This window comes from Streptomyces sp. NPDC047022 (assembly GCF_040644155.1).
Classification (GTDB): Bacteria; Actinomycetota; Actinomycetes; order Streptomycetales; family Streptomycetaceae; genus Streptomyces.
Window position 1 is genome coordinate 241,118 of record NZ_JBEYVV010000004.1, and the last position, 23,043, is coordinate 264,160.

General features: G+C 71.1%; 20 protein-coding genes. 15 read left to right on the top strand and 5 right to left on the bottom strand.

Annotated features, from left to right (window positions below; translation table 11 throughout):
* Positions 1-99 precede the first annotated feature (99 nt).
* From hutU to hutI, 4 genes are read left to right on the top strand one after another with little or no spacing between them, the layout of a single operon-like run.
* A complete protein-coding gene (gene hutU / locus ABZ845_RS07775; RefSeq protein WP_360974303.1) occupies positions 100-1,764 on the top strand; it encodes a urocanate hydratase in 1,665 nt (554 codons plus the stop codon).
* The gene (locus tag ABZ845_RS07780) at positions 1,761-2,984 is read left to right on the top strand and encodes an allantoate amidohydrolase (protein ID WP_360974306.1); all 1,224 of its coding nucleotides are present in this window, start codon (positions 1,761-1,763) and stop codon (positions 2,982-2,984) included. The genes hutU and ABZ845_RS07780 overlap by 4 nt, the downstream gene beginning before the upstream one ends.
* Positions 2,981-4,330, top strand: a complete 1,350-nt coding sequence (locus tag ABZ845_RS07785; RefSeq protein WP_360974308.1) for a formimidoylglutamate deiminase — start codon at positions 2,981-2,983, stop codon at positions 4,328-4,330. The genes ABZ845_RS07780 and ABZ845_RS07785 overlap by 4 nt, the downstream gene beginning before the upstream one ends.
* Positions 4,331-4,365: 35 nt before the next feature.
* Positions 4,366-5,538 (top strand): imidazolonepropionase, encoded by a 1,173-nt coding sequence (gene hutI, locus ABZ845_RS07790; protein WP_360974311.1) that lies wholly within the window; start codon positions 4,366-4,368, stop codon positions 5,536-5,538.
* Positions 5,539-5,569: 31 nt separating this feature from the next.
* On the opposite strand, the gene ABZ845_RS07795 is transcribed toward hutI, so the two are convergent.
* A complete protein-coding gene (locus ABZ845_RS07795; RefSeq protein WP_360974469.1) occupies positions 5,570-7,093 on the bottom strand; it encodes an RICIN domain-containing protein in 1,524 nt (507 codons plus the stop codon).
* Between the two features lie 374 nt (positions 7,094-7,467).
* Positions 7,468-8,391 carry an RNA polymerase sigma factor SigF gene (locus tag ABZ845_RS07800; protein WP_360974472.1) on the bottom strand — a complete coding sequence of 308 codons (924 nt, stop codon included), beginning with the start codon at positions 8,389-8,391 and terminating at the stop codon, positions 7,468-7,470.
* 252 nt (positions 8,392-8,643) lie between these two features.
* Between ABZ845_RS07800 and ABZ845_RS07805 the strand changes: the two genes are divergently transcribed.
* From ABZ845_RS07805 to ABZ845_RS07830, 6 genes are all read left to right on the top strand, one after another.
* Positions 8,644-9,012 carry an STAS domain-containing protein gene (locus tag ABZ845_RS07805; RefSeq protein WP_360974314.1) on the top strand — a complete coding sequence of 123 codons (369 nt, stop codon included), beginning with the start codon at positions 8,644-8,646 and terminating at the stop codon, positions 9,010-9,012.
* 288 nt (positions 9,013-9,300) lie between these two features.
* On the top strand, positions 9,301-9,843 hold the full coding sequence (locus ABZ845_RS07810) for an ATP-binding protein (RefSeq protein ID WP_360974317.1): 543 nt from the start codon (positions 9,301-9,303) through the stop codon (positions 9,841-9,843).
* A gap of 143 nt (positions 9,844-9,986) precedes the next feature.
* Positions 9,987-10,679 carry an LPXTG cell wall anchor domain-containing protein gene (locus ABZ845_RS07815; RefSeq protein WP_360974320.1) on the top strand — a complete coding sequence of 231 codons (693 nt, stop codon included), beginning with the start codon at positions 9,987-9,989 and terminating at the stop codon, positions 10,677-10,679.
* Between the two features lie 48 nt (positions 10,680-10,727).
* Positions 10,728-11,684, top strand: a complete 957-nt coding sequence (locus ABZ845_RS07820) for a hypothetical protein (RefSeq protein WP_360974323.1) — start codon at positions 10,728-10,730, stop codon at positions 11,682-11,684.
* On the top strand, positions 11,681-12,850 hold the full coding sequence (locus tag ABZ845_RS07825; RefSeq protein ID WP_360974326.1) for a hypothetical protein: 1,170 nt from the start codon (positions 11,681-11,683) through the stop codon (positions 12,848-12,850). The genes ABZ845_RS07820 and ABZ845_RS07825 overlap by 4 nt, the downstream gene beginning before the upstream one ends.
* 2 nt (positions 12,851-12,852) lie before the next feature.
* Entirely contained in the window at positions 12,853-14,115 is a 1,263-nt protein-coding gene (locus ABZ845_RS07830; RefSeq protein WP_360974475.1) for a hypothetical protein, read from the top strand.
* Between the two features lie 69 nt (positions 14,116-14,184).
* Here the strand turns inward: ABZ845_RS07830 and ABZ845_RS07835 are convergent, their stop codons facing one another.
* On the bottom strand, positions 14,185-15,681 hold the full coding sequence (locus ABZ845_RS07835) for an oligopeptide:H+ symporter (protein ID WP_360974329.1): 1,497 nt from the start codon (positions 15,679-15,681) through the stop codon (positions 14,185-14,187).
* A 599-nt stretch (positions 15,682-16,280) separates the two neighbouring features.
* Between ABZ845_RS07835 and ABZ845_RS07840 the strand changes: the two genes are divergently transcribed.
* A complete protein-coding gene (locus ABZ845_RS07840; RefSeq protein WP_059130771.1) occupies positions 16,281-16,958 on the top strand; it encodes a response regulator transcription factor in 678 nt (225 codons plus the stop codon).
* Positions 16,959-17,255: 297 nt separating this feature from the next.
* Positions 17,256-18,536, top strand: a complete 1,281-nt coding sequence (locus tag ABZ845_RS07845) for an ATP-binding protein (RefSeq protein WP_360974332.1) — start codon at positions 17,256-17,258, stop codon at positions 18,534-18,536.
* Positions 18,537-18,656: 120 nt separating this feature from the next.
* Here ABZ845_RS07845 and ABZ845_RS07850 read toward each other — a convergent pair whose 3' ends face one another.
* Positions 18,657-19,199, bottom strand: a complete 543-nt coding sequence (locus ABZ845_RS07850; protein WP_360974335.1) for a GtrA family protein — start codon at positions 19,197-19,199, stop codon at positions 18,657-18,659.
* A 267-nt stretch (positions 19,200-19,466) separates the two neighbouring features.
* Between ABZ845_RS07850 and ABZ845_RS07855 the strand changes: the two genes are divergently transcribed.
* From ABZ845_RS07855 to ABZ845_RS07865, 3 genes are all read left to right on the top strand, one after another.
* The gene (locus ABZ845_RS07855) at positions 19,467-20,606 is read left to right on the top strand and encodes a 5-(carboxyamino)imidazole ribonucleotide synthase (protein WP_360974338.1); all 1,140 of its coding nucleotides are present in this window, start codon (positions 19,467-19,469) and stop codon (positions 20,604-20,606) included.
* A gap of 77 nt (positions 20,607-20,683) precedes the next feature.
* A complete protein-coding gene (gene purE, locus ABZ845_RS07860) occupies positions 20,684-21,190 on the top strand; it encodes a 5-(carboxyamino)imidazole ribonucleotide mutase (protein WP_360974478.1) in 507 nt (168 codons plus the stop codon).
* Positions 21,191-21,195: 5 nt separating this feature from the next.
* Positions 21,196-22,380, top strand: coding sequence for a dipeptidase (locus ABZ845_RS07865; RefSeq protein ID WP_360974341.1), 1,185 nt, complete (start codon positions 21,196-21,198; stop codon positions 22,378-22,380).
* 49 nt (positions 22,381-22,429) lie between these two features.
* On the opposite strand, the gene ABZ845_RS07870 is transcribed toward ABZ845_RS07865, so the two are convergent.
* A complete protein-coding gene (locus ABZ845_RS07870) occupies positions 22,430-22,948 on the bottom strand; it encodes a CbrC family protein (RefSeq protein WP_360974344.1) in 519 nt (172 codons plus the stop codon).
* Positions 22,949-23,043: the final 95 nt, after the last annotated feature.

Genomic DNA, 23,043 nt, shown 5'->3' on the forward strand with positions numbered 1-23,043 from the left:
TATTGACTAGTTCTATTCAGGTGGTCAGGATGTGAATAACCACTGCAACAGTCCCCGCGCGCCCCCGGCAGCGTGCGGCCGTCCACCAGGAGGCAGCCCATGTCAGGACCCCGCCCCGTCCGAGCGTCACGCGGCACGGAACTGAGCGCCCTGGGCTGGCAGCAGGAAGCCGCTCTGCGCATGCTGCAGAACAACCTGGACCCCGAGGTCGCCGAGCACCCCGACAAGCTCGTCGTCTACGGCGGCACCGGCAAGGCCGCGCGTGACTGGCGCTCCTTCGACGCGATGGTGCGCACGCTGAAGACCCTCAAGCAGGACGAGACGATGCTCGTCCAGTCCGGCCGTCCCGTCGGCGTCATGCAGACCCACGAATGGGCGCCGCGCGTCCTGCTCGCCAACTCCAACCTCGTCGGCGACTGGGCCAACTGGGAGGAGTTCCGCCGCCTGGAGGCCCTCGGCCTGACCATGTACGGGCAGATGACCGCCGGGTCCTGGATCTACATCGGCACCCAGGGCATCCTCCAGGGCACCTACGAGACCTTCGCCGCCGTCGCCGCGAAGAAGTTCGGCGGCTCCCTGGCCGGAACCATCACCTTGACGGCCGGGCTCGGCGGCATGGGCGGTGCCCAGCCGCTCGCCGTCACCATGAACGACGGCGTCGCGATCTGCATCGACTGCGACCCCCGGGCCATCGAACGCCGTATCGAGCACCGGTACCTGGACGTCAAGGCGGACTCCCTGGAGCACGCCCTCCAGCTGGCCGCGGACGCCCGCGACCGGCGCGTACCGCTGTCGATCGGAGTCCTCGGCAACGCCGCCGACCTCCTCCCCCAGCTGCTCGCCATGGGCGCCCCCATCGACATCGTCACCGACCAGACCTCGGCCCACGACCCGCTGGCGTATCTGCCGACAGGCGTCGACTTCGAGGACATGGCCTCCTACGCGGCCAAGGACCCGGCCGGTTTCACCACGCGCTCCCGTGAGTCGATGGCCCGGCACGTGGAGGCGATGGTCGGCTTCATGGACGCCGGTGCCGAGGTCTTCGACTACGGCAACTCGATCCGCGGTGAGGCCCAGCTGGCGGGTTACGACCGCGCGTTCGCCTTCCCGGGCTTCGTGCCCGCCTACATCCGGCCGCTGTTCTGCGAGGGCAAGGGCCCCTTCCGCTGGGCGGCGCTGTCCGGCGACCCGGCCGACATCGCCAAGACCGACCGGGCGATCCTCGACCTCTTCCCGCAGAACGAGTCCCTCGCGCGCTGGATCAAGATGGCCGGCGAGCGCGTCCACTTCCAGGGCCTGCCCGCCCGTATCTGCTGGCTCGGCTACGGCGAGCGGGACAAGGCCGGTGAGCGGTTCAACGACATGGTCGCCGCCGGTGAGCTGTCCGCGCCGATCGTCATCGGCCGCGACCACCTCGACTGCGGCTCCGTCGCCTCCCCGTACCGCGAGACCGAGGCGATGCTAGACGGCTCGGACGCCATCGCGGACTGGCCGCTGCTCAACGCCATGGTGAACGTGGCGTCGGGTGCGTCGTGGGTGTCCATCCACCACGGCGGCGGTGTCGGCATGGGCCGCTCCATCCACGCCGGGCAGGTGACCGTGGCCGACGGCACCAAGCTGGCCGGGGAGAAGGTCCGGCGGGTCCTGACCAACGACCCCGGCATGGGCGTCATCCGGCACGTCGACGCCGGCTACGACATCGCGGAGTCGGTGGCGCAGGACCGGGGCGTCCGCGTCCCGATGCGCGAGGGTGACGACGCGTGACCTTCCACAGCATGTGGTCGGAGCTGCTGCCGGTCGGCCGCAGCTCCGACTCCGGCGGCTACCGGCGCTTCGCCTGGACGGCCGCCGACGCCGAGTGCCGGGCCTGGTTCGAGGAGCAGGCCCGCGCACGGGGCCTCACCCATGAGGTCGACCGCAACGGCAACCAGTGGGCCTGGCTCGGTGACCCCGCCGCCGGGGACGCCGTCGTCACCGGCTCCCATCTGGACTCCGTCCCCGACGGCGGCGCCTTCGACGGGCCCCTCGGTGTCGTGTCCTCCTTCGCCGCCCTGGACGAGCTGAGGGCGCGGGGCACCGAGTTCCGCAGGCCGCTGGCCGTGGTCAACTTCGGGGACGAGGAAGGCGCCCGGTTCGGGCTCGCCTGTGTCGGCTCGCGACTGACGGCCGGACAGCTCACCCGCGAGCAGGCGCACCGGCTGACCGACGGCGACGGCGTCACACTGCCGCGGGCCATGGAGGCCGCGGGATACGACCCCGACGCCATCGGCCCCGACCCCGAGCGGCTCGGCCGTATCGGCGCGTTCGTGGAACTCCACGTCGAGCAGGGCCGCGCCCTCGATCTGAGCGGAGACCAGGTGGGTGTGGCCAGCGCCATCTGGCCGCACGGGCGGTGGCGCTTCGACTTCCGGGGCGAGGCCAACCACGCGGGCACGACCCGGCTCACCGACCGGCGCGACCCCATGCTGCCCTACGCCGAGACCGTCCTCGCCGCCCGGCGCGAGGCCGAGCTGGCCGGTGCCGTGGCCACCTTCGGCAAGATCGCCGTCGAGCCCAACGGGGTCAATGCCATCCCCTCGCTCGTCCGCGGCTGGCTCGACTCCCGGGCCCCCGGACAGGACGGTCTCGACACCGTCGTCGGCGGCATCGAGAAGGCGGCCCGCGAGTACGCGGAGCGGCACGGCGTCGACCTCGATGTGGCGCGCGAGTCGTTCACACCCGTCGTCGAGTTCGATCACGCTCTGCGCGACGAACTGGTCCGCATCCTCGGCAAGGAAACGGCCCCCGGCCTCACCGTGCCCGTCCTGGGCACCGGTGCAGGACACGACGCCGGAATCCTGTCCGGGAGCATCCCGACCGCCATGCTGTTCGTGCGCAACCCCACCGGCATCTCGCACTCCCCGGCAGAACACGCCGCCGAGGACGACTGCCTGGCCGGGGTGAGGGCGCTCGCCGACGTACTGGAAGGGCTGGTGTGCAGGTGACACCGACTCAGCGCACGTGCACCTACTGGCTGGAGCATGCCTGGCTCGACACCTACGTCGAACCCGGCGTCTGCGTCGAGGCCGCGGACGGCCGCATCGCCGCCGTCCGCACCGGTGTCCCCACCCCGCCCCCGGGCGCCGAGATCCTGAGGGGACTCACCCTCCCCGGGCTCGCCAACGCCCATTCGCACGCCTTCCACCGCGCCCTGCGCGGCAGGACCCAGGTCGGCTCCGGCACCTTCTGGACCTGGCGGGAGGTCATGTACTCCGTCGCCGAGCGGCTGACTCCCGAGACGTACCGCGAGCTCGCCCGTGCCGTGTACGCGGAGATGGCACTGGCCGGGGTCACCTCCGTCGGCGAGTTCCACTATGTGCACCACGCCCCGGACGGCACCCCCTACTCCGACCCCAACGCCATGGGCGAGGCCCTCGTCGACGCCGCCGCCGAGGCCGGCATCCGCATCACCCTCCTGGACACCGCCTATCTCTCCTCCGGCTTCGGTGAGCCGCCGAACGCCCACCAGCGCCGCTTCTCCGACGGCACCGCGGAAGCCTGGGCGGAACGCTGTTCAGATCTCAAGGAACGTGATCACGCGCGGATCGGCGCCGCCATCCACTCGGTACGCGCCGTGCCCGCCGGGCAGCTGGCCACGGTGGCACGCTGGGCCGAGGAGCGGCGGGCCCCGCTCCATGTGCATCTGTCCGAGCAGACGGCGGAGAACGACGCCTGCCAGGCGGCCCACGGCCGCACCCCGACCCGTCTCCTCGCCGACCACGGTGTCCTCGGACCGCGCACCACCGGCGTCCACAACACCCACCTCACGGACGAGGACATCCGGCTGATCGGCTCCACCGGCACCGGCACCTGCATGTGCCCGACCACCGAGCGGGACCTCGCCGACGGAATCGGGCCCGCCGTGGCCCTGCACGCGGCAGGCTCCCCGCTCAGCCTGGGCTCCGACAGCCACGCCGTCATCGATCTGCTCGAAGAGGCGCGGGCGATGGAGCTGAACGAGCGCCTGCGCAGCCGCACCCGCGGTCATTGGACGGCGGAGGCACTCCTGCGGGCGGCCTCCGCCGACGGGCACGCGGCGCTCGGCTGGGCGGACGCGGGCATCCTGGAGCCCGGAGCGCTCGCCGACTTCACGACGATCGCGCTCGACTCGGTCAGGACCGCGGGACCGTCGCCGCGGCACGGCGCCGAGACGGCCGTATTCGCCGCGACGGCGGCGGATGTGCGCCATACGGTCGTCGGGGGCCGGCATGTCGTACGCGACGGGGCACACACGCTCGTCCCCGACGTGCCGAGGGCACTGGCGGACGCCGTCGAAGCCCTGCGCGCCTGACGCCCACCACCGGACCGGCCACCCACGAGGACACCATGAGCAGCACGGTCATCACCAACATCGCCAGCCTGGTCACCAACGATCCCTCCCTCGGCGACACTTCTCCCCTCGGACTCATCCAGGACGCGGCCGTCGTCATCGACGGCGACCGCGTCGTCTGGACCGGTGAATCAAGCAAAGCACCCGCCACTGACAACCGGGTCGACGCCGAGGGACGGGCGGTGATCCCGGGCTTCGTGGACTCCCACTCGCACCTCGTCTTCGCGGGCGACCGCACCCAGGAGTTCAACGCCCGCATGTCGGGCCGCAGCTACTCGGCGGGCGGCATCCGCACCACGGTCGCCGCGACCCGGGCGGCGACGGACGCGGAGCTCGAGGCGAACCTCGTCCGTTACCTCTCCGAGGCGCTCCGCCAGGGCACCACCACCTTCGAGACGAAGTCCGGCTACGGCCTGACGGTCGAGGACGAGGCACGGGCCCTGCGCATCGCGTCCGCGCACACCGACGAGGTCACCTTCCTCGGCGCCCACATCGTCTCCCCGGACTACGCCGACGACCCCGCCGGCTATGTCGCCCTGGTCACCGGAGAGATGCTGGAAGCGTGCGCGCCGCACGCCCGGTGGATCGACGTCTTCTGCGAGAAGGGCGCCTTCGACGGCGACCAGGCCCGCGCCGTCCTCACCGCGGGCAAGCGCAAGGGCCTGCACCCACGCGTCCACGCCAACCAGCTGTCGTACGGCCCCGGCGTACAGCTCGCCGTCGAACTCGACGCGGCCAGCGCCGACCACTGCACGCATCTGACGGACGCCGACGTGGACGCGCTCGCGAACGGCGAAACGGTCGCCACGCTCCTGCCCGGCGCCGAGTTCTCGACCCGTGCCGAGTGGCCCGACGCGCGCCGCCTGCTGGACGCGGGCGCGACGGTGGCCCTGTCGACCGACTGCAACCCGGGTTCGTCGTTCACGTCCTCGGTGCCGTTCTGCATCGCGCTGGCCGTACGGGACATGGGCATGACCCCCGACGAGGCGGTCTGGTCGGCCACGGCGGGAGGGGCGCGCGCCCTGCGCCGCAGGGACATCGGCCGCATCGCCCCGGGCGCCTACGCGGACCTGGCGATCCTCGACGCCCCGAGCCATGTCCACCTCGCCTACCGGCCCGGGGTGCCCCTCGTCGCCGAGGTGTGGCGGCGGGGAGTGCGGGGCGCCTGACGGCCCGCGCACATCCGACGGCCGGGCCCTGTCAGGACGCCCCCGCCAGCCACCGCTGTTCAGGGCCCCCGCTCAGTGGCTGCAGCGAAAGGCCGTGGCGGCCGTCGGGGGTGAGCGCGGTGTCGAGGGCGATGGCCGGGCGGATCGCGCCGTCGGCGTCGACGCTGAACCGCAGGTTGTCGCCATTGCGCCCGTACACCGAGTCGCACCCCCAGATGCCGACTCCCCTGTCCACGGAGCCGCGGCTGTCCAGGCAGAAGTCGGCGTCCGCGTAGGACTGGAGCACGCCGCGTGAGGTGTCGACACGCCACAACTGGGTGGGGGACGAGCGGCACGGCTCGGTGACGACGTCCGTGCCGTCGTCGAAGTAGCCGTCCACGTCCAGGCAACGGCCCGTGGAGGCGTTCACGACCTGGGCGTACGTGCCGTCCGGTGCGTGTGCCGTGGGGGTCGGCGTCGGTTTCGGCGGCTGCGAACTCCTCGTCGGCGAGGGCGACTTGGCGGACGGCGTAGGAGTGGGTGAGGGCGACGGCGACGCGGTGGGGCTCACCGAGACCGTGGCCGTGACCGTCACCGCGGGCGGAGCGGCGGGCGGGCTGACGGACGAGCTCGCCGCACGCTGCTCCCGTGGTCCGCCCGAGGACAGCATGAAGACGAGCAGCGGCGCCAGGGCCAGACCGAGGGCGACCGTGGCCAGTGCGAAGCGGCGGCGCGGCGGCCAAGTGGTCCCCGTCGCGGGAGCGTTGGACGGGTGTTCGCTCGCGCTGTCCATGGCGTACGCCGTGCCGCCCCAGGGCAGCAGCCCCTCGGCCAGGACGGTACGGGGGGTGTCCCGCAGCGCGATGAGCTCCTCGTAGGCGGCCGTGCAGTGCCCGCAGTGCGCCATATGAGCGTGCATGTCGGCGCTGTGGCGAGGGTTGTCGGGCCGTACCGACTCCTCGATCAGCCGCCGGAAATCGCCGCAGTGCGGATCGTCGGAGACGGCCAGACGGGACCTCAGGCAGGACTGGCTCATCGCGGTGAGGGCCTGCTCGGTGCCGTACACCACGTCCTCGCGTCTGAGCCCGAGGAACGTCGCCGTCCCTTCCTCCGGCTCGTGCTCCACGACCCCGTACCAGAGCAGGCCCTGGATACGGGACGGGAGGGACTGGTACGCCGCGAGCATGGGCGGGACGGGGCCGTGCGGACCGGCGGTGTTCATGACGAGGAGCAGTCCCGGGTCGAGACCCGCCGCCCGCTCGTCCCTGGCCCAGGACATGGCCAGCCGGGCGGTCAGCAGCAGGAGCCGGTGCCGCCAAGGGAGGCCCGGATCGGTGCCGTGCGCGGTCTGACGGGCCGCGAGGGTGAAGGTCTGCCCGGCCAGCTGGCGCGCGGCCGGTTCGCTGGTGGTGCACAGCCGTGCGTAGGCGAGGACCGAGGGCCGGTGGCGGGCGCGGAGGTCCTGCAGAGCCTGGTAGGAGGTCGCGGTGTCCGCTCTGAGGAGCTCGGTGAGCCGGGTGTCGGACGGGTCCGCCGTTCCCATGGCGCCGGGGCCCGAGCCGCTCGCGACTCCCATGCCGCTCGCGCCCTCCGGCATGGAGGCCCCGGACGTCGCCACGTCCCATGCTCCGGTGCTGTCAGCCCCGTCAGCCCCGTCAGCCCCGTCAGCCCGAACCATCCGCCCGCCTCCTCGCACCACCCCGCGGCGCCGCTCGCCGCACCGCTGACCTACCGGCCGGTTTGCGGTGCTCCATAGTGGTGGACCGTGGCGCGCGGGAAAAGAGGTATCCGTGGGTAACCAGTGCCGGGGGATACATCGTTCGCCTCGCGGCGACGGGCGAACGATGTCTGCCGGGCCACCGGCGAGCGGCGATGCCGAAACGGGTCCGCCCGGCGCCGTTGCGGCACCGGGCGGTGGGTACATGCGGTGACATCACGTCACGACAGTCGTCACTCCTCGACCGTCAGCCCCCTGCGTAGTCGTACCAACGTCCGGGACAGCAGCCGCGACACATGCATCTGCGAGATGCCGAGCTCGTCGCCGATCTCCGACTGCGTCATATTGGCGACGAAGCGCAGCGACAGGATCTGCCGGTCGCGCGGCGGGAGTTCGGCGATCAGCGGCTTCAACGACTCGACGTACTCGATGCCTTCGAGCCCATGGTCCTCGTAGCCGATGCGGTCCGCGAGCGCGCCCTCGGAGTCGTCTTCCTCGGGCTGCGCGTCAAGGGAGCTGGCCGTATAGGCGTTCGACGCCGCCATGCCCTCGACGACCTGGTCGTTCGAGATGCCGAGATGCTCCGCCAGTTCGGCCACCGTGGGGGCGCGGTCGAACTGCTGGGCAAGGTCGTCGCCGGCCTTCGCCAGGTCGAGACGGAGCTCCTGGAGCCGGCGCGGGACGCGCACGGACCACGACGTGTCGCGGAAGAAGCGCTTGATCTCGCCGATGATCGTCGGCATCGCGAAGGTGGGGAATTCCACACCGCGGGTCAGTTCGAAACGGTCGATCGCCTTGATCAGGCCGATCGTGCCGACCTGGATGATGTCCTCCATCGGCTCGCTGCGCGAGCGGAAACGGGAGGCGGCGAACTTCACCAGGGCGAGGTTCAATTCCACGAGGGTATTGCGGACGTACGAATATTCGTGCGTGCCCTCCTCGAGCGACTCCAGCCGTTCGAAGAGCGTTTTGGACAGGGCTCGCGCGTCGACCGCCCCCACCTCGTCGTACGGCGGGATCTCGGGAAGGTCCGAGAGACCGTCGGACTCGGTGAGACCGTGCTGGGCGACGCTGTCGGCAGTGTCGAGATTCAGCTGTTCCAGAAGGGGTGCCGACGTCGCCCTCTGGGTCTGCGGTGTGTCGAGCCGGGGTGACATGATGTCCTCCATCGTTCTCGGCATATGGCCGCCGAAGCCAATACGTGCACTGCGGTGTGCGGCGCCTCCAAAGCCGGCCGTGTCGAATCGGTGTCCGTACTAGCCCTACCTGCTTTTGTCGGCCCACCGCAAGTGCGTTATGTAGCGGAATGTCCGAATTAGTCGGGTTGTTCGGGTGTCGAGAGGTGTGAGGAAGGCGTAGTGTTCGAAAGCGTCCAATCAGACAGCCACGACGGTCGGGAGAGAGACGGCATGGACCGCGGGACGGTCGGCAGCGCACAGTCGGGCCGGCTTCTGGTCGAAGTGCGGCAAGAAGGCACGAGCGCCGTTGTGACCCCGGTGGGTGAGTTGGATCACCACACCGCCGATTTGCTGCGCGAACCCCTGGAGGACTGCCTCGAGAAGGGGTTCTCACGCTTGGTGGTGGACTGTTCACGGCTCGAGTTCTGTGACTCCACCGGGCTGAACGTGCTCCTGGGCGCCCGGCTGAAGGCCGAGGCCGCCGGTGGCGGCGTCCATCTGGCGGGGATGCTGCCCGTCGTGGCCAGGGTGTTCGAGATCACCGGGGCGGACGCCGTCTTCACCGTCCATGACGCCGTGGACGATGCGCTGGCCGAGTAGTACCGGGGCGCACGGCAGCGGTGCGCTCGGTCGTCATCGTGTGACCAGCGCGTTACGGGTGTCACAGTTCCCGGCCGGATCCGCGGGTGTTCAGGCGATCCGCCCGGGCAGGAGACATGCTGAATGTGTCGGCAGTCCGGGCGTAGGCCGAAGGCCGAATGCAGAGGCTCCACACGAACGGCACGAACATCACGCACGAACGGCACGACAGAAAACCGGCGGAAACGCCGCCCGACCACGTACTGAGTCTTGAATCGTGAACTGGTGAATCGGTGAGGTGAAGCGCTGATGAGCACCACCCGGCCCTACTCGCCGGGCGACCGCGGCCCCGAGCCCGGCGGCGCTTCGGGAGCGCCCGAGCAGGGTTCGTCCGGCGCGGGCGCTCCCCCGGGTGTGTCCGGGGGAGAGGCGCCTCCCTCGGACCGGCAGGTGCGCAGGCTTGGCTTCGACGGTGCGAGCGGCGTCGTCCCGCTCGCCCGCGATTTCACCCGACAGGCGCTGTATGCGTGGGGCTGGCTGCCCGCCGCGACCGCCGACCGGCGGGCCGCGGCCGAGGACGTGCTGCTCGTCGTCTCCGAGCTCGTGACCAACGCGTGCCTGCACGCCGAGGGTCCCGAAGAGCTGTGGATCACATGCGACAAGAAGGTGCTGCGCATCGAGGTGTCGGACAAGGGCTCGGGTCAGCCTGCCCCGCGCACCCCGCACCGAGCGGGTCGCCCCGGTGGTCACGGGATGTTCATCGTGCAGCGGCTCTGCCTGGACTGGGGGGTCGTGCGTACGCCCGGTGTCGCGGGCAAGAAGGTGTGGGCCGAGCTCGGCGCCCCTGCCTGACGCCCCCGCCGCGCGTCACACGCGCACATCACTTCATGCGCGCCGGATCGCCACAGATCCGGCGCGCACTGTGTCTTCCCTCTACAACGGCCGGGGCGTACCTTGACGGCCGAATCTGATATGCCGTCAGGAAAGAGGGGACCGTGCCGAACTACCAACGGACCGCCGTGCTCGCGTCCGCCGCCGCCCTGGCCGGCTCGGCGCTACTGATGACCGCCCCCGCGGCCCAGGCGGAGGTCGTCAACGTCAACTACCAGTGCAAGACCCCCATCGGCGACAAGAGCGCCGTCTCGCCCATCGACATCAAGGGCGTCAAGAGCGGCAGCGCCTACAAGATCACCATGTCCTGGCAGAAGGGCGTCTCCTCCAGCCCGGTCGAACTGGGCAAGGGGGCGATGAGCCCGAGCGCGACCGTCAACCTGGGCGGTGCCGACAGCGGCAGCATCACGGTGACGGGCCCGGCCAACCAGGAGTCGATCCCGGCCAACACTCCCATCAAGATCAACGATCTGAGCGGTACATACACGCCGAAGAAGACCGGCAAGGTCACGTTCACCGCCGGGGTGCTGACCATCAAGGCGCTCGGTACGACGACCACGTGCACGCCCTCCAACACCCCGGGCCCGTCACTGACCCTCGACGTCACGGCCGCCGGCGGCGGCTCGTCCGGCTCGTCCGGCTCCACCCAGGGCGGCGCGGACAGCGGCGGGCAGCTGCCGCAGACCGGCCCCGAGGACTCCGCGGTCGCCCTGGGCACCTTCGGCGGCACGGTGCTGCTCGCGGGCGCGGCCGGGGTGCTGTGGCTGACACGCAGGAACCAGGCGGTGCGCCGCTGAGGCGCAAGCTCACCGCCCCTCCCGCCCGTCACCCGCTGGGAGCCGCCCATGCCGTACGCCCGCCATGCCGCCGTCCGTCTCTCCCTGGCCGCTGCGACCGTCCTGCTGGGCGCCGCGCCCGTCGCCGCCGACAGCGGCTGGTCCGTCGTGCCCGCGACGGGCGGCGCCGACGGCCGGCCGTACGTCTACGCGGAGGGCGGCCCCGGGACGGTGCTCCAGGACGCCGTGTCGGTGCTCAACCCGGGAAACCGGCCGCTGACCGTCCGGCTGAGCGGCGCCGACGCGGAAGACGCCGCCGACGGGAGCCTCGAGGCGCACTCGAAGCCGGTGGGCACCGGTGCGTGGATCCGCTTCGCGCGCAGCTCGGGGGGCCGCAGAACCGCGGTACCCACGGTCGCGGTGACCGTGCCCGCCCGTACCCGCGCCGACGTGCCGTTCACCGTGACGGTGCCGCCGGACGCCGCTCCCGGAGACCACCCCGGCGCGATCGTGGCGGACACGGGCGGCGGCCGTACCTCGGCCGTACGGGTCCAAGTCCGCGTTCTGGGACCCGTGTTGTCCGCGCTGACGGTGGAGCACTTGAAGGTGCGGCGCGGGCGGATCACCTACGAGCTGGTCAACCGGGGCACCACCGTGCTGACCCCCAGGCTCGCGGTGCGCGCCGACGGAGTGCTCGGCCGGGTCCTCGACCGCGCCCCGCGCGCACTGCCCGTCGAGCTGCCGCCCGGCAGCAGCGTCCGGCTCACCGAGCCGTGGCCGCACCACCCGGCGCTCGACGCGGTGGACGTGCGGCTCACCGTCACGGCGGCGGGCGGAGCGCACGGTACCGCGTCCGCCTCGGTGCGGTTCGTGCCGTGGGGGACGCCGGCCGCTGCCATGGCCGCCGCGCTGCTCGCGGCCGTGGGCGCCGGTGTGGCCGTACGACGTCTCAGGCGCCCCCCGCCGGAGGAGCGGAGCGAGATCCGGGCGGGCACGCAGGCCGAGTTGACGGGAGCGGCGATGTGAAGGGGCGCATCTCGGCGCTGGTGGCGGTGCTCGTGCTCGTCCTTGCACCCCTGGCCCGGCCCGCCTGGGGCGCGGACAAGCCGGCCGTCAGCCTGTCGACGTCCCAGGCGGGGACGGGCGGTTCGGTCACCGTCAGCGGCAGCGGCTGGCGGCCCAGGGCCCTGCTGATGATCCTGATCTGCGGACAGTCCTCGCCCTCCCGCGGTGTGATCGGCGGCACCAATTCCTGTGCCAACGCGGACGGCAGGGCCGTCACGACCGATGCGCGGGGGGCGTTCCGCAGAAGCCTTCCGGTGTCCGAGCCGCCCGTGCCGTGCCCCTGCGTCGTACACGTCGCCACCGTCACCGGGGCGACGGCGCAGACCGACGTGGTCTTCCAGGTCGCGGGCCACGCCGTTCAGCCGCTTCCGGCGCAGTCCTTCGCCGGGCGCCTGTCGGTGCTGACGGACACCCGGCTCGACGGCGGCGACGGGCTGCTGACCTGGTTCGGGGCGCCGCCCTCCCGCACGCTCGTGTTCACCGTCGGCAACGTCGGCTCGGCGCCGGTCAAGGACCCCGTCTTCCGCGTCGGCACCGCGCACGGTGTGTTCGCCCCGCAGTGGGACGAGCAGCAGTGGCGCGGCACGGTGGGGCCTGGCGGCAAGGCGCAGATCAGACTGCCGGTGGAGCTGACGGCCGGGGCGCACGGCGACTACACGGTCTCGCTGGAGTACGGCGGCAGGGTCCTGGCCGAGCAGCCGTGGGGCGTGGACCGTCCCTGGGGCGTGACCCTGTTCTGGCTGCTGCTGTGCGTGGTCGTACCGGTCGCGCTGTTCCGCGCCGGGATGGCCCTGGTGGACCGGGTCCGGCCGGGCGGAGTCCGCCACCGGCGCCTGACCCGCCCCGCCCTCGTGCTGCCCGTCTTCCGCTCCCGGCCCCCCGCGGCCTCACCCCCTACGACCCCGGCCCTGCCCTGGTTCACCCCGGACTCCGCTCCGGGCGACCCGGCCGGCCGGCTCTCCGCACCGCACGACGACAGCCCGACGAGTCGTACCAGTCCTGCGAGCGCGGCTCCTGGGAGCCCCACAACTCCCACGAGCGCCACGGCTCCTGGGGACCCCACAACTCCCACGAGCCCAGTGACTCCCACGACTTCCACGACTCCCACCAGGAAGGGACGCATGTGAGCATGCGAAGGAGAGGCACGGCGGTGGGCGCCGCGCTGGTGCTGAGCGGTGCGGGCGCCCTGCTGGGCCTGGCCGCGACGCCCGCGCAGGCGGCCACGGTGGCGTACGCGACCCACTGCGTGCCGCCCGCGGGGATCAGTCCGGTCGACGGCACCACGCAGGTCGAGATCACCGCGCCGGCCACCGCGAAGGTGGGCGACACCGTGGACATCGTGTGGAAGTTCGTGCAGGCCGCGTCCAAGAACCCGGACATCATCGACCTGCCCGCCAACTCGGTGCAGCCGTCCGGCGTCTTGAAGGCGGCCGGCGCGCAGACCGCCGACATCGCCCTGCAGGGCCCGCGGCAGAACCCCGCGATTCCCAAGGGCGGCGCCATGGTGCTGTCCGACATGAAGGGCAGCCTGAAGCTGACGACGGCCGGCGCGGTGACGCTGACGCCGGACGCGTACACCGTCAACGCGATGTCCACCGACACCAAGTGCACACCGAAGGAGACCGTGCAGAAGGCGGCGACGATCCAGGTGACGGGCGGCGGCGGCACCACCCCGACGCCCACCCCGGCCCCGCCCTCGTCGACGACGCCCGCGCCCACGCAGTCGGCCACCCCGACGAGCACCCCCACCGGCGGCACCGGACAGACCGACTTCACCGGCAAGGAGGTGCAGATCCCGTACGCCTGCAAGACCCCGATCGGGGACAAGAACGCCACCTCGCCGGTGCAGATCAACGCAAAGAATGACGGCGGGAGCTTCGGCCTGACGGTGCAGTTCAAGAAGTCGGTCATGGACAGCCCGGCGGACATACCGAAGGACTCGGTGAAGCCGTCCATGGATGTCGTGCTGGGCGGCGCGGACAAGGGGACCGTGCACGTCGAGGGCCCCACGAACGCGAACCCGATCAAGTCGGGCGACCCGATCGAGATCCCGGACCTCACCGGCACCTATAAGCCGGGCGCGAGCGGCACCTCGACCCTGTCCCCGGGCGTGCTGGTCATCAAGGCGCTCGGTACGACCACCACATGCACGCCCACCAGCACGCAGGTGTCCCTGAGCCTGGACACCTCGCAGCAGCCGGGCGGTGCCTCCGGCGGCACATCGACGTCCGGGGGCACCTCCTCGTCCGGCGGCAGCGGCAGCGGCTCGGGCGGTCTGGCCGAGACCGGTTCCAGCGACCACGGCGCACTGAAGGCGCTGGGCCTGGTGGCTGGCACGGTGATCCTGCTGGGCGGGGCGGTCTTCGCGTTCCTGCCCAGGCGAGCCCGCTGACACCCGGGAACGGACAAGGGCCGTCGCACCCTGAAGGTGCGACGGCCCTTGCTTGGCCCGGGCGCTACGTCAGTGGACGTCGCCCATGAGCTCCCTGACCTTCTTGCGGTACATCCACGCCGCGAAGCCGGCGACCACGGCGATCACGGCTTCGAGGGTCACGATGCCCGTCTTGTTCAGGTCGACGCCCGCGATGGAGAGCAGGCCGGTCGTGGCGTCACCGGCGGTGACGGCCAGGAACCAGACACCCATCATCTGGGAGGCGTACTTCTGCGGGGCCATCTTCGTGGTGACGGAGAGGCCGACCGGGGAGAGCGTCAGCTCGCCGACGGTCTGCACGAAGTAGATCGCGACCAGCCACATGGCCGCGGCCTTGTGACCGCCGTCGGCGATGCTCAGCGGGGCGAGGAACAGGAAGAAGGAGGCACCGATCAGGACCAGACCGGAGGCGAACTTCGTCGCCGTGCTCGGCTCCTTGCCGCGGCGGTTCAGCGCGAGCCACATCCAGGCGAAGACCGGGGCCAGCGCCATGATCATGACCGGGTTGACCGACTGGTACCAGGAGACCGGGAACCCCCAGCCGAAGATCGTGTTCTTGGCCGAGGAGTCGGCGAAGATCGACAGGGTCGAGCCACCCTGGTCGTAGATCATCCAGAACACGGCCGCGGCGACGAAGAACCAGATGTACGCGGACATCTTGGACTGCTCGGCCTGGTTCAGGTCCTTGTCCCGCTTGATCCGGGCGATGACCACGATCGGGATGACCAGACCGGCGATGGTGATCGGGACCAGCAGCCAGTTCAGCGTGTAGACACCGGAGAAGCCGACGATCGCGTAGAAGACGACCGCGACGGCGGCCCACAGGCCCGCCTTGCGCAGCGTGGAGGCCTTCTCCGCGGCGGACAGCGGCGTCGGGACCTCCTTCGAGCGCTCGCTCAGGTGGCGGCCGCCGAGCAGGTACTGGCCGAGGCCGAGCGCCATGCCGAGCGCGGCGAGCGCGAAGCCCAGGTGCCAGTTGACGTTCTCGCCGACGGTGCCGATGACCAGCGGCGCGGCGAAGGCGCCCAGGTTGATGCCGATGTAGAACAGCGTGAAGCCACCGTCGCGGCGCGTGCCGTCCATGCCGTCGTAGAGGTGGCCGACCATCGTCGAGATGTTGGCCTTCAGCAGACCCGAGCCGATCGCGACGAGACCCAGACCGGCGTAGAAGGTGCCGGCGGACGGCAGGGCCAGCGTGAGGTGGCCCAGCATGATGATGAAGCCCGCCACGGCGACGGTCTTGCGGGGACCGAGGACGCGGTCGGCGAACCAGCCGCCCGGCAGGGCGAGCAGGTAGACGAGGGCTACGTACACCGAGTAGATCGCGGTCGCCGTGGCCGCGTTCAGGTGCAGGCCGCCCGGGGCGACCAGGTACAGCGGGAGAAGGGCCTTCATGCCGTAGTAGGAGAATCGCTCCCACATCTCGGTCATGAAGAGAGTGGCCAGTCCGCGGGGGTGGCCGAAGAAGGTCTTCTCGGATCCGGGGGTGCCCGGGCGGACCGAGTCCTTCGTCAGGCTGGACGCCATGTCGTTCCTTGCTGGTCGGGGCATGCGCGTGGGGGCCCCGTGCCCATGGAGTCCCCTCCGCCCGGACGTTGCCGAGAAGGGAGAAGCCAGGGGCTTCGAGAGTCACACGCCCGGTGGGGGGCGGCCGGCACCGGCAGATCGGTCGTCCACCCCCACGCCCACGGGGATTCCGTTCCGGATCACGGAGCGGTGGACGGCGACCACCGGGATCCACGCCTCCACGCGTGTCGTTGCGTACAAGGCCCGGCCGTAGGTCATTCCTTTGAAGGCCGGCCGAGACCAGCCCGCACACAAAAGAGACCTTCAGCGTCAAGTGCCCGCCGAAGGTCAGGTGGTGCTACAGGCGTTCTGGTCACCATACGTCATGAGAGCGCCGGATATGGAGGGACTTGAGACACGGATCACAGGTAAGACCGGAACCGTGGACGCCCAATCGAAGGTCCCAGCCAGGATGTCACCTAGGACGGAAAGGCGCGAACGCGCTCCGTGAACACGGGCGGCGCCGGCGCATCGTGGCAGGCCAAGGTAAGAAGCGCGCTCCGGTGATCACACCCTCGGTCACACCTTTGCTCCGGTCGTCGGCGGACTACCATCACCCCATGACCCGTGTACTGCTCGCCGAGGACGACGCGTCCATCTCGGAGCCGCTGGCCCGTGCCCTGCGCCGGGAGGGCTACGAGGTCGAAGTGCGCGAGGACGGACCCACCGCGCTCGACGCCGGAATGCAGGGCGGTGTCGACCTGGTCGTGCTGGACCTCGGGCTTCCCGGCATGGACGGCCTCGAGGTGGCGCGCCGGCTGCGTGCCGAGGGGCACACCGTGCCGATCCTCATCCTGACCGCGCGTGCCGACGAGGTGGACACCGTCGTCGGTCTCGACGCGGGCGCCGACGACTACGTGACCAAGCCCTTCCGGCTCGCCGAACTGCTCGCCCGTGTCCGGGCGCTGCTGCGGCGCGGCTCCACCGAGCCCGCGCAGCCGCCCGCCACGCACGGGGTGCGTATCGACGTCGAGTCGCACCGGGCGTGGATGGGCGACGAGGAGCTCCAGCTCACCGCGAAGGAGTTCGACCTGCTGCGGGTTCTCGTGCGGGACGCGGGGCGGGTGGTCACCCGGGACCAGCTGATGCGCGAGGTCTGGGACACGACCTGGTGGTCGTCCACGAAGACCCTGGACATGCATATTTCCTGGCTGCGCAAGAAGCTGGGCGATGACGCGGCGAATCCTCGGTACATCGCCACCGTCCGGGGTGTGGGGTTCCGGTTCGAGAAGAGCTAGGCGCGGGGGCGGGGTCGTGATGTGCGGGTGCGTCGGAGCGGGGGGTTTCGCGCAGTTCCCCGCGCCCCTGGCCGAGGTCCGGCTCGTGCGTTGCCGGGTGCGGGTGCGTCGTGGGTTTTTCGCGCAGTTCCCCGCGCCCCTGTAGCGCGCAGTTCCCCGCTCGTCCGCAGAGCGCGCCTTCGCGTGCGATCCGCGCGGTGGAGTTGCGTAAGGGCAGGGCGGCTTCATGCCTCTTGTCCGTAGGGGGCGCGGGCGGGGGGACACTGGTCGTTGTCATGCCAGCGCACGGAGGGCCCCTTGCGTCGTCGTCTCATTCAGTCCACCCTCGCCGTCGTCCTCGTGGTGATCGCCGTCTTCGGCGTCTCCCTCGTGATCGTCGAGACCAGGACGATCAGCAACAGCGCACAGGAGCGCGTCGACTCCGAGGCGCTGCGGCTCGCCAGCATCGTGGACAGCCGGCTCCTCAGCAATGAGCGGGTGACCTCCGAGATCTTCAAGGCCCAGGTCACCGGCGACAGGTACGCGGTGATCGACATTCCCGGCCAGGTACCCATCCAGGTCGGTGCCAAGCCCGTCGGGGACGTCATCCACTCCACGACCGAGGGCGAGGAGGGCGAGACGGTGCGGGTCGAGGAGCCCCGCTCCTCGGTCACCCGCGAGGTGGGCCGCACCCTGATGATCATCGCCCTGGTCGCGCTCCTCGCGATCATCGCCGCGGTCCTGCTCGCCGTGCGCCAGGCCAACCGTCTGGCATCCCCGCTGACCGACCTCGCCGAGACCGCGGAGCGCCTCGGCTCCGGCGATCCGCGACCGCGCCACAAGCGGTACGGCGTCCCCGAGCTGGACCGGGTCGCCGACGTCCTCGACGCCTCCGCCGAGCGGATCGGGCGCATGCTCACCGCCGAGCGACGGCTCGCCGCCGACGCCTCCCATCAGCTGCGTACGCCCCTGACCGCGCTCTCCATGCGCCTGGAGGAGATCGCCCTCACCGATGACCCGGACACGGTGAAGGAGGAGGCGACCATCGCCCTGACGCAGGTGGAGCGGCTCACGGACGTCGTGGAGCGGCTGCTGACGAACGCGCGGGACCCGCGCACTGGCTCCGCCGTCTCCTTCGACCTCGACGAGGTCATCCAGCAGCAGATCGCCGAGTGGCGCCCCGCCTACCGCGGTGTGGGCCGTGCGATCGTCAGCTCGGGCAAGCGGCATCTGCGGGCCGTGGGCACCCCGGGCGCGGTCGCCCAGGTGCTGGCCGCGCTGATCGAGAACTCGCTCATGCACGGTGGCGGCACCGTCGCTCTGCGTACCCGAGTCACCGGCAACCAGGCGGTGGTGGAGGTCACCGACGAGGGGCCGGGGGTGCCGCCCGAGCTGGGCTCCCGCATCTTCGAGCGCACCATCAGCGGGCGCAACTCCACGGGCATCGGCCTGGCGGTCGCCCGTGACCTCGCGGAGGCCGACGGCGGGCGTCTGGAGATGCTCCAGGCCAAGCCCCCGGTCTTCGGGCTGTTCCTGTCCCGCACGCCCCTGAGGATGCCGCCGACGCCGGGGGACGAGCCGGAGACGACGGTCCGGTAAGACCATCGGACCGCAGGTCAAGGCGATCGGGACGCAGGCCACGACGATCGGACCGCAGGTCAAGACGATCGGGGCGCGGACAAGGCGATGGGGACGGCCGGGAAGGGGCCGCCCGCGCGGTCAGCGGTTGACGCGCTGGTCGTGGCGGCGCTGCCGCTCCGCTTCCTTGAGTATCGACTCGGCGCCCGCCACGGCCTCCCCGGCCGGCATCGCCTTGAAGACCCACGAGCGGTACGACCAGAAGCGGAACAGGGTGCCGAGGCCGATGCCGAGGAACTTGAAGATGTTGCTCTGCAGCGGGCTGTCCCAGCCGAGTCCGTACGTCGCCGCGAACAGCACGCCGTTCTCGATCACCAGGCCCGCCGCGCTGAACACCAGGAACAGCGTTATCTCGCGGGCGCTGCCGTTCTTGTCGCGGTCCCGGTAGGTGAAGTAGCGGAACCCGACGTAGTTGAAGGCGATCGCGACGATGGTGGCGATGACACTGGCGCGGACCACCTGGAGACCGGTGATGTGCCGCACGAGGTTGAACACGAGAAGGTTGACCAGCAGTCCCGCCCCGCCGACCGCGCCGAACTTGGCGATCTCGCGCATCAGCTGGTCGAACTGCCGGCGCATCGTGCCTCGGGGTTTGTCGCTCAGGCTTGTGGAACCACTGCCCATGGTGTTGCCAGCCCCCGTCGGGTCGGTTGTGTAGGTCGCTCGGATCGGCCGCAGCGGCCGTATCGGTCGTTCGCATCGGCCCCCGGCGGAGTGCGCCGGGCAGCTGCGTCAACCCCGCCATGCTAACCAGCGGCCGGGACCCGTGCCCCCGGACCAGTTCATGAGGACGGAAAGAAAGCTCACACTCAGAGGTGTCCCGGAGGTGTCCGGTTCGTGACCCGCGGGGACGGAATCCGGCCGCGGTGGCGCGGCCGATACCCTAGGAGCGTGACGTTCCCGGTAGTCGGCATGGTCGGCGGTGGCCAGCTCGCTCGTATGACACACGAGGCGGGCATTCCGCTGGGCATCAGGTTCAAGCTCCTCAGTGACACCCCCCAGGATTCCGCGGCGCAGGTCGTGCACGACGTCGTCATCGGCGACTATCGCGACCTGGACACGCTGCGCGCCTTCGCACAGGGCTGCGACGTGATCACCTTCGATCACGAGCATGTGCCCACCGAGCATCTGCGCGCCCTCGAGGCGGACGGCATCCCGGTGCGCCCGGGCCCGGACGCGCTCGTGCACGCCCAGGACAAGGGAGTGATGCGCGCGAAGCTCGACGCGATCGGTGTGCCGTGCCCGCGCCACCGCATCGTGAGCGACCCGGCGGACGTCCTGGCCTTCGCGGCCGAGGGCGACGGCTTCCCGGTCGTCCTGAAGACCGTCCGCGGCGGCTACGACGGCAAGGGCGTGTGGGTGGTCGAGACCGCCGAGGAGGCCGCCGAGCCGTTCCGCGCGGGCGTCCCGGTCCTCGCCGAGGAGAAGGTCGACTTCGTCCGCGAGCTCGCCGCCAATGTCGTACGGTCGCCGCACGGCCAGGCCGTCGCCTACCCCGTGGTGGAGTCGCGGCAGGTCGGCGGGGTCTGCGACACCGTGATCGCCCCCGCCCCCGATCTCGAGCAGGAACTCGCGCTGAAGGCCGAGCAGCTGGCCCTGACGATCGCCAAGGAACTCGGTGTCGTCGGCCATCTCGCCGTCGAGCTGTTCCAGACGCGCGACGGCCGCATCCTGGTCAACGAGCTCGCGATGCGTCCGCACAACTCGGGCCACTGGACCCAGGACGGCGCGATCACCTCGCAGTTCGCCAACCATGTGCGGGCGGTCCTCGACCTCCCGCTCGGCGACCCGCGCTCGCGCGCCAAGTGGGCCGTCATGGTCAACGTCCTCGGCGGCGACTACCCCGACATGTACTCCGCGTACCTGCACTGCATGGCCCGCGACCCCCAACTCAAGATCCATATGTACGGCAAGGACGTGAAGCCCGGCCGCAAGGTCGGCCACGTCAACACCTACGGCGACGACCTGGACGACGTGCTGGAGCGCGCACGTCACGCTGCCGGCTACTTGAGAGGCACCATCACCGAATGAGCCCCGCCCACCCGTCGCCCGACCACCACCCCTCGACGAGCGCTGACGCGCGCCCCTATCCATTGGTGGGCATCGTCATGGGGTCGGACTCCGACTGGCCCGTGATGGAGGCGGCCGCCAAGGCACTCGACGAGTTCGAGATCGCCTACGAGGTCGACGTCGTCTCCGCGCACCGTATGCCCCGCGAGATGGTCGCGTACGGCGAACAGGCCGCGGATCGCGGCCTGAAGGCGATCATCGCGGGTGCCGGCGGTGCCGCGCACCTGCCCGGCATGCTCGCCTCGGTCACCCCGCTGCCCGTGATCGGCGTCCCGGTCCCGCTGAAGTACCTGGACGGCATGGACTCGCTGCTGTCGATCGTGCAGATGCCCGCCGGCGTGCCGGTGGCGACGGTCTCGGTGGGCGGCGCCCGCAACGCCGGTCTGCTCGCGGCCCGCATCCTGGCCGCGCACGACGAGGAACTCCTCGGCAAGATGCGGGAGTTCCAGCAGGACCTCAACGACCAGGCCACCGAGAAGGGCAAGCGCCTGCGCGCCAAGGTCGAGGGGTCGGCGGCCGGTTTCGGCTTCGGCTCCGGGAAGTGACGCCGATGACCTCGCCCTCCCTGGAGGCGGCACGCGAACTGCTGCGGCAGTACCCCGTCGTCGACGGGCACAACGATCTGCCCTGGGCGCTGCGCGAGCAGGTCGGCTACGACCTGGACGCCCGCGACATCTCCGTGCACCAGAACGCCCACCTCCACACCGACCTGCCGCGGCTGCGCGAGGGCGGCGTGGGCGCGCAGTTCTGGTCGGTGTACGTGCGCAGCGACATGCCCGGGCCGGTGCCCGCGACGCTCGAACAGATCGACTGCGTACGGCAGCTGATCGACCGTTACCCGGCCGACCTGCGGAGGGCGTTGACCGCCGCCGACATGGAGGCGGCGCGCGCGGACGGCCGCATAGCGTCCCTCATGGGCGCGGAGGGCGGTCACTCGATCGCGAACTCGCTCGGCACGCTGCGCGGGCTGTACGAGCTGGGTGTGCGGTACATGACGCTCACGCACAACGACAACGTCGCGTGGGCGGACTCGGCGACGGACCAGCCGGTGGCGGGCGGCCTCACGAACTTCGGACGTGAGGTCGTGCGCGAGATGAACCGCCTCGGCATGCTGGTCGACCTCTCGCATGTGGCGGCGACGACGATGCGGGACGCGCTGGACACCTCGGACGCGCCGGTGATCTTCTCGCACTCCTCGGCACGCGCGGTGTGCGACCACCCTCGCAACATCCCGGACGACGTCCTCGAACGCCTGCCCGCCAACGGGGGCGTCGCGATGGTGACGTTCGTGCCGAAGTTCGTCCTCCAGGCGGCGGTCGACTGGACCGCCGCCGCGGACGAGAACATGCGCGCGCACGGCCTCCACCATCTGGACACGACGCCCGAGGCGATGAAGGTCCACCAGGCCTTCGAGGAGCGCCGTCCGCGTCCCGTCGCCACCGTCGCGACGGTCGCCGACCACTTGGACCATATGCGCGAGGCGGCGGGCATCGACCATCTCGGCATCGGCGGCGACTACGACGGCACGGCCTTCACCCCCGACGGCCTGGGCGACGTCTCCGGCTACCCGAACCTGATCGCGGAACTGCTGGACCGCGGCTGGTCGACATCCGACCTGGCCAAGCTGACCTGGCAGAACGCGGTACGGGTGCTGGGCGCGGCGGAGGACGTGGCCCGCGACATCCAGGGCAAGCGGAGCCCGTCGAACGCGACGCTGGAACAGCTGGACCGCTGAGACGGAAGGGGCGCGGGCCGGCGTCCGCGCCCCTGAGGCCCTGCCGTCGTCAGGTGAAGTCGGCGTACGCCAGATGCCTGGCGCAGGTGCGGCAGCGGAACAGATAGGCGGTGGGCTGGCCGTCGGCGTCGAGGGAGGCGTAGAACATCTCGCCCAGGGTCTCGCGGAGGCTCTGCGCGGCCTCAGGATGGTCCGCCAGCTCCTTGGTGCCCGCGCGCCCCAGATACGCCGCCGCGTCCCCGCAGTGCGTCAGCCAGCGCTCCGGCTGCCAGCCGGCGAAGCCCGGTGTGCGCCGCTCCACCGTACGCACCACCGACCTGGGTGCCTCGCCCGTCACCTCGGTGAACCGCGCCCTGAAGCGCTCCGCCGCGCTGCCGTCCGCGATACACCACGGGCACAGCTCGGCGCGGACGTCGGCCACCGCGTAGACGGGTCCCACGTACACGTATCCGCGGCGCAGCCCGCAGCACAGGCACTCCGTGTCCGCGGCGACCACCGAACCGGTGGCCAGGGGGTCCGGGTGGTAGGGAAAGGACGGCAACCGCGCCGCCATCACCGGATCACTCATGCACCTACCCTGCCGCACCACGCGAAGGGGCCCCTGAAGGATGCGCCAAAACGCCCCGCGCGTTGCCGCAATGCCCCGCGCGCCGCGGCAGGCTG